Raw genomic sequence first — 5,109 nt, 5'->3', positions numbered from 1 at the left:
GCATCATGCCATCGGGCGACAGCCCTCTTGGTGCAGTGCCGAGCGCCTTCCTGCGGCAGGCGTCGATGATGCGCCGAATGCGACGGTGACGGCGCCGCAAAGGTTGGAAGAGTACTGGTACAGAACCTGACGACTCACTGTCATGCGCGATCCGCGCGTCATCTCACGCCAACGATCCCTCGCCGCTGGCAACGACGGCGGGTTGCCCGGCCCACCCGGCGTCGCAATACCGATGGCCCGGGTGCCTCACGTTCCTGAGCGGGACGAGACTTCTCCGGAGGCCCCATCGGCATAACCGTGAGGTCCGCATAAGTCGCGTTATGCCGACTTCGGCATAACGACACGAAGCCGAGCAGGTTGAGCCCCTCGCCAACGGGCCGCGTCGCCGGCGGCCGGATCGTCGCGGTTCAGGCCGATACCCCAGATCCGGTCGAGCGGGCTGGCCTCCACCAGGACCCTCTGCCCGAGTGGGCGGCGCACCGGGGGCATCCGGAGCGCCGCGACTCGTAGCCGGCGAAGGCCGAAGGCGTCAGCTCTGGACGGAGAACGTCGCGACGACTCCGTTGTGGTCGGAATTGGTGCCGCCGACGATGTCGTAACCGGTCATCCACATCAGCTGGTACTCGGGCAGCCGCTTCCAGAAGTAGACGTAGTCGATGTGCCGGTTGCCGTGCGTTCCGGTGCCCTTCTCACCGTAGAGGTTGTAGTTGGAGCGCAGGTTCGGCAGCTCGTTGGCTTCGAAGACCTGCCACGGGAACTTCGCGTACCCGAAGCTCCGGTCGGCGCTGAAGTCGACGTTGAGGTCACCGCTCACGATGACCTGGCCCTCGGCCTGCTTGTTGACGGCCAGTTCCTTGAGGCCCTGGAACTGCGCCTCGGCGCACCTGGTGCGCGGTAGGTCCTGCGGCTGGCCGGCGGTCTCGATGCTGGCCACCGCGTGGGCGTTGATGTGGGTGACGTTGCGGCCACTGGCCTTGTGCCGGTACTTGACCCAGTTGTTGTACCGCGCGGGCGGCACCTCACCCGGACCGTTGGTGTCACAGACGAAGATCGAGCCCTTGTCTAGTACGTCGAACATGCTCTTCTTGGCGATCAGTGCCTCGCCGGCCTGGTTGGTGCCGCCCGGCGCGTACAACCACCAGCCGTTGTCGGCGGCCCAGTTCTCCAGGTACGCCTTGCGGTTTCCGACCTCGTTGAGCCCGACGAGGTCAGCCTTGGACGCGATCAGGTTCAGATCCTGTGCGAAGTCGGCCTGGCTCAACCCGTAGTAGATGTTCAGCGTCGCCGCCCTGAAGGTCACGCTCGCGGCGGTCGCCGGGGCCGCCGGCAGCAGGGCCACCCCCAGCGCGAGCGCGCTCACGAGTGCGCCCAGCGCGCGGACCGACCAGATCGTTGTCCTGCGCATCGATTCCCCTCCGCCTGGACCGCCGACGGTGGCCGGCCAACGGACACTATCGATTCGAGCCGACGCGACGCCGAACAACCGGTGACGAAGCATCGACAGACCTGGGTCGACCAGTCCTCGGATTACCATTCGGCCATGGACGACACCACCCGCGACGTACGCATCAGACACGGTGACCCGGCCGACGCACCTGCCGTACTGGGCATGCTCGACTCCGCGGTGGTCTGGATGAACGACCGCGGCAACACCGAGCAGTGGGGCACGACGTCGTTCTCGGAGAAGCCCGAGAGGGTTGACCAGGTCGACCGGTACCTGACCGAGAACCTCCCGTACATCGCGGAGGTGGACGGGACGCCGGCCGCAGCCCTCGTGTTGGATTCCGGGCCCGACCCCCGGGTACCGATCTCGCCTGCGGAAGAACCGGAGCGGTTCGTCCGCCTCCTGGTCTCCGACCGACGATTCGCCGGCCGGAAACTCGGGTCGGCCCTGTTGGCGCACGCCGTCGAGGAGACCCGGCAAGCCGGCGTGCGACTGCTACGGGTCGACTGCTGGGCGGGCGGCGGTGGCGAGTTGGTGGCGTACTACGAGCGCCACGGGTTCACTCCCACCGAAACGTTCCTGGTTGGATCCTGGCCGGGGCAGGTGCTGGCCCAACGGGTCGACTGAGCCGCGCGCCCTCTGCCATCGGGGGGTGGGGCGGGGGCCATCGGAGCGATATTCGGGCGTCTCGCCGGGCTGCGTCCACTAGCGTCCCGCCTCATGGCGAACACCACAGTGCGCACTGAACGCCTCGAGCTTCGCCCGGTGCGGGACGAGGACATCGACCGGATCCTGGAGTACCGCAACCTGCCGCAGGTCACGCGCTGGCTACTCCGCACGCAGGTCGACCCTGCGTCCTTCCGCGCGGCATGGCGACGCGCGGCCGCGGACCCCGACGACCACAGCATGGCGGCCACCCTCGACGGCGTGGTGATCGGCACCGTCTCGCTCGACGTCGTCAACGGCATGGGTCAACCCGGCATGCCACCACGGACCGAGGCCCACCTTGGCTACATCTTCGATCCAGCCTACGGCGGAAACGGGTACGCGACCGAGGCCGTGACCGCGGTGGTGGCGTACGCATTCGACCGGCTGAGCATTCGGAGAATCACCGCCGGTTGCTTCGCGGACAACCTCGCCTCGATGCGAATCCTCGAGAAGGTCGGCATGCGTCGTGAACAGTACGGCGTCGGCGATTCCTGGCACGCCGAACTGGGCTGGGTCGACGGCTGCACCTACGCCCTCCTCGCCGAGGCACGGCACCGAGAGGGACCACCGCCGGAGCACCCGGCCGCGTCCATGCCGGTGCCGCGAGCGCGGTGAACCTACGGTCACGGTTGGACGACCCGCGTGCCGGCGGCGGCGAGGAGGCTAGCCGCTGGTGGACTCCAGCTGATCGAAGGCCATGCTCCACCACGACTTCGGATCGGCGAACGCGGACGAGTCCACGCCCATCAGTTCCTCGCGGATCGCGGCGGCGCGGGCCGCGCGGGCCCGACCGCCCGGGTCCGTGGCGATGAGCCCTCCGAGCCGGTAAAGGAACTCGACGAACGCGGCGAAGGTCGCGTTGACCGCCTCGAAGTTGGGGGTCTCCAGGTCCAGCAACACGACGGCACCGGTCAGCGCGTCGAGGCAGAAGAGCAGCTGCGGGTCCTCGGGCGAGCTGCCGAGGACGATGTGGATGCGCGGGCTGGCCTCGCCGATCTCGATCTTCAGCTTGGAGAACAACTCCATGCCGGACACGTCGACGTCGACGGTGAACAGGATCGGCACGTCGACCGGGATGGCCCCGAACGGCGGGAAGACCTCCGGCGTCAGCGGACCGAGGACGTCGTCGAACCGGTCGACCGGGAAGTAGATCATCCCATCGGCGCCCCAGAGCGCCGTGAGCTCCTCATGTGTCGCGGTCAATCGTCCGCCTCCTCGTCATCGTCACCGGGCGTGGTGAGACCGTGCTCGTCGAGGAAGCCCCACCACTCGTCGTCGTCGAAGCCGACCTCGCCGTACCCGGCGCCGAAGACGTAGTAGGCGAGGAACGAGTCGAGGTCCGGCGCGACGTCGAGGAACATCTCACGCATGAACCACTCGTCGGTGGTCTCCGCCGGGAAGTACCAGACCGCGCCGGTGTCGCGTCGGATCAGCAGCGGCTCGTCGTTCAGTGTGCCGATGACCAGCCACTCGGCGGGTTCGTCGGCGACGCCGGTGAACTCGGGCATCTGTTCGAGGTAGTACTGGATGTCGTCGAGATCGGCGACAGCGGGCAGGTCGAACGCGCCGGCCAGGATGCCGTTGGCGGTCTCCAGCAGCTCCCGGACCGGCCGCGGCAGCTCGGCGGGAATCTGGTCGGCCGGAGCGCCCTCGTTGATCTGTGCCCACGCCAGCGTCGCCGGCTGGTCCGCTTCCAGGTCGGTACGCAGCTCCGCGATGAGCTCCCGCAGCTCGGGATTCAATCCACTACCTCTATTCGGATCGGTGTGCCGTCCGGCAGGTTCTTGATCTGTTGCCAGATTTGCCCGCCGACATCCCAGTTTGTCTGACCGTGCAGGAGCTTCAGATTACTAACGTCGTCGGCGCCGCCAAGTTGCAGCTCCCACACATGGTCCGGCTGTTGCTTGCGGAGTCGGGCGGCGAGGGCGTTCGCCATCTTCTTGTCGTGGGGCCAGTACTTGTCGAAGATCTTCTGCCGAATGCGCTTCTTGTAGTCGGCCGTGATCTTCTTGTCCCGAGCGACCGGGTTCGCCTGCTTGAACAGCTTGCCCTCGTCGCTGAGCTTCTTCAGCGCGTTCATCTTGCGGTCGAACTGTCCGCGCGCGTGGAACGGCTTGCGCTGCACCTTGATCGTGACCTCGGGCACGCTGTTGTTGCGCACCACCGGCTTCGCGGCGGCCTTCTTCACCGCCGCCCGGACACCCTTGCCGACCTTCGGCTTGGCCGCGCCGCCGCGTTTCTTCGAACTCTTCGGCGCCCTGCTAGGCATCGAGGAGCTCCTGGATCACCTGGTCGATCAGCAGGCCGACGATCTCCCGCGTGATCATCTGGAAGATCGGAACCTCGGCCAGCGATGCGCCGAACGTGACGACGGCTGTGGCGATCGCCTGCGCCACGGCGAAGGCGAGGATCGCCAACTGCACGATCACCTGGATCTTCAGCGCAAGCACGATCGCAGCGGCGATGATCAGGCCGGTGCCGATCAGCATCGCGGCCTGGGAGTAGTCCGAGAGGGTTCCGGGACCGCTCTCCGGGTTGGCCCACCACTTCTGGAACGCCTGCATCGACTCGCCCTGGTGCTGCGACCAGATCGCCGCCGCAGCCGTTCCGGCCTGCCCGGAGGCCTCGGCGACCGTGCCGGAGAAGTCCAACCAGGCCTGGCCCATCTCGAAAAGCTTTTCCTCGTCGGCCTCAGGCCAGGTGTAGCCGATCCAGCTGAGAGCCGTGATCAGCTCGCCGGGCAGTTGGAGCCCCATGCCGTCACCCCAGCATTCCCTGGATGTCCCGCAGCGCGCCTGCGGAGGCTTCCTCGACCGACTCGTAGTTGTCGGCCATCTTGGTCAGGTCGCTACCGGCCGAGCCGATCTCCTCGGCCGCGACGCCGATGCAGTCCAGGACCCAGGTGCTTCGACACCAGCCAGACGGCGATCGGGGTGATCTTCAGCATCGCGATCGTG

The 5,109-nt window shown here is 67.1% G+C and carries 7 protein-coding genes and 1 pseudogene; 2 read left to right on the top strand and 6 right to left on the bottom strand.

Annotation, left to right across the window (positions count from 1 at the left end; genetic code table 11):
- Positions 1 to 344 precede the first annotated feature (344 nt).
- Positions 345 to 465, bottom strand: a pseudogene (locus tag ABZ749_RS29105) (NADAR domain-containing protein); the annotation flags it as partial.
- A gap of 64 nt (positions 466 to 529) precedes the next feature.
- Complete coding sequence (locus ABZ749_RS29100) at positions 530 to 1,405, bottom strand: endonuclease/exonuclease/phosphatase family protein (protein ID WP_357233391.1); 876 nt, start codon at positions 1,403 to 1,405, stop codon at positions 530 to 532.
- 135 nt (positions 1,406 to 1,540) lie between these two features.
- On the opposite strand from ABZ749_RS29100, the gene ABZ749_RS29095 reads away from it, so the two are divergent.
- The gene (locus tag ABZ749_RS29095; protein WP_357233389.1) at positions 1,541 to 2,071 is read left to right on the top strand and encodes a GNAT family N-acetyltransferase; all 531 of its coding nucleotides are present in this window, start codon (positions 1,541 to 1,543) and stop codon (positions 2,069 to 2,071) included.
- Positions 2,072 to 2,164: 93 nt separating this feature from the next.
- Positions 2,165 to 2,767 carry a GNAT family protein gene (locus ABZ749_RS29090; RefSeq protein WP_357233387.1) on the top strand — a complete coding sequence of 201 codons (603 nt, stop codon included), beginning with the start codon at positions 2,165 to 2,167 and terminating at the stop codon, positions 2,765 to 2,767.
- A 48-nt stretch (positions 2,768 to 2,815) separates the two neighbouring features.
- On the opposite strand, the gene ABZ749_RS29085 is transcribed toward ABZ749_RS29090, so the two are convergent.
- From ABZ749_RS29085 to ABZ749_RS29070, 4 genes are read right to left on the bottom strand one after another with little or no spacing between them, the layout of a single operon-like run.
- Positions 2,816 to 3,355 (bottom strand): SUKH-4 family immunity protein, encoded by a 540-nt coding sequence (locus ABZ749_RS29085; protein WP_357233385.1) that lies wholly within the window; start codon positions 3,353 to 3,355, stop codon positions 2,816 to 2,818.
- Positions 3,352 to 3,894 carry an SUKH-4 family immunity protein gene (locus ABZ749_RS29080; protein WP_357233383.1) on the bottom strand — a complete coding sequence of 181 codons (543 nt, stop codon included), beginning with the start codon at positions 3,892 to 3,894 and terminating at the stop codon, positions 3,352 to 3,354. The genes ABZ749_RS29085 and ABZ749_RS29080 overlap by 4 nt, the downstream gene beginning before the upstream one ends.
- The gene (locus ABZ749_RS29075; protein WP_357233381.1) at positions 3,891 to 4,421 is read right to left on the bottom strand and encodes an endonuclease; all 531 of its coding nucleotides are present in this window, start codon (positions 4,419 to 4,421) and stop codon (positions 3,891 to 3,893) included. The genes ABZ749_RS29080 and ABZ749_RS29075 overlap by 4 nt, the downstream gene beginning before the upstream one ends.
- The gene (locus ABZ749_RS29070) at positions 4,414 to 4,908 is read right to left on the bottom strand and encodes a hypothetical protein (protein ID WP_355006354.1); all 495 of its coding nucleotides are present in this window, start codon (positions 4,906 to 4,908) and stop codon (positions 4,414 to 4,416) included. Before ABZ749_RS29070 ends, ABZ749_RS29075 begins: the two co-directional genes overlap by 8 nt.
- Positions 4,909 to 5,109: the final 201 nt, after the last annotated feature.

The sequence above is a fragment of the Micromonospora sp. NPDC047753 genome, assembly GCF_040642735.1.
Lineage (GTDB): Bacteria > Actinomycetota > Actinomycetes > Mycobacteriales > Micromonosporaceae > Micromonospora.
The sequence above is the reverse complement of the archived record's forward strand: the minus strand, read 5'-3'. Positions and strand labels throughout refer to the sequence as shown.

Coding starts and splice junctions, on each gene's coding strand:
- ABZ749_RS29100 (WP_357233391.1), bottom strand. CDS start 1,405: ATGCGCAGGACAACGATCTGGTCGGTCCGCGCGCTGGGCGCACTCGTG.
- ABZ749_RS29095 (WP_357233389.1), top strand. CDS start 1,541: ATGGACGACACCACCCGCGACGTACGCATCAGACACGGTGACCCGGCC.
- ABZ749_RS29090 (WP_357233387.1), top strand. CDS start 2,165: ATGGCGAACACCACAGTGCGCACTGAACGCCTCGAGCTTCGCCCGGTG.
- ABZ749_RS29075 (WP_357233381.1), bottom strand. CDS start 4,421: ATGCCTAGCAGGGCGCCGAAGAGTTCGAAGAAACGCGGCGGCGCGGCC.
- ABZ749_RS29070 (WP_355006354.1), bottom strand. CDS start 4,908: ATGGGGCTCCAACTGCCCGGCGAGCTGATCACGGCTCTCAGCTGGATC.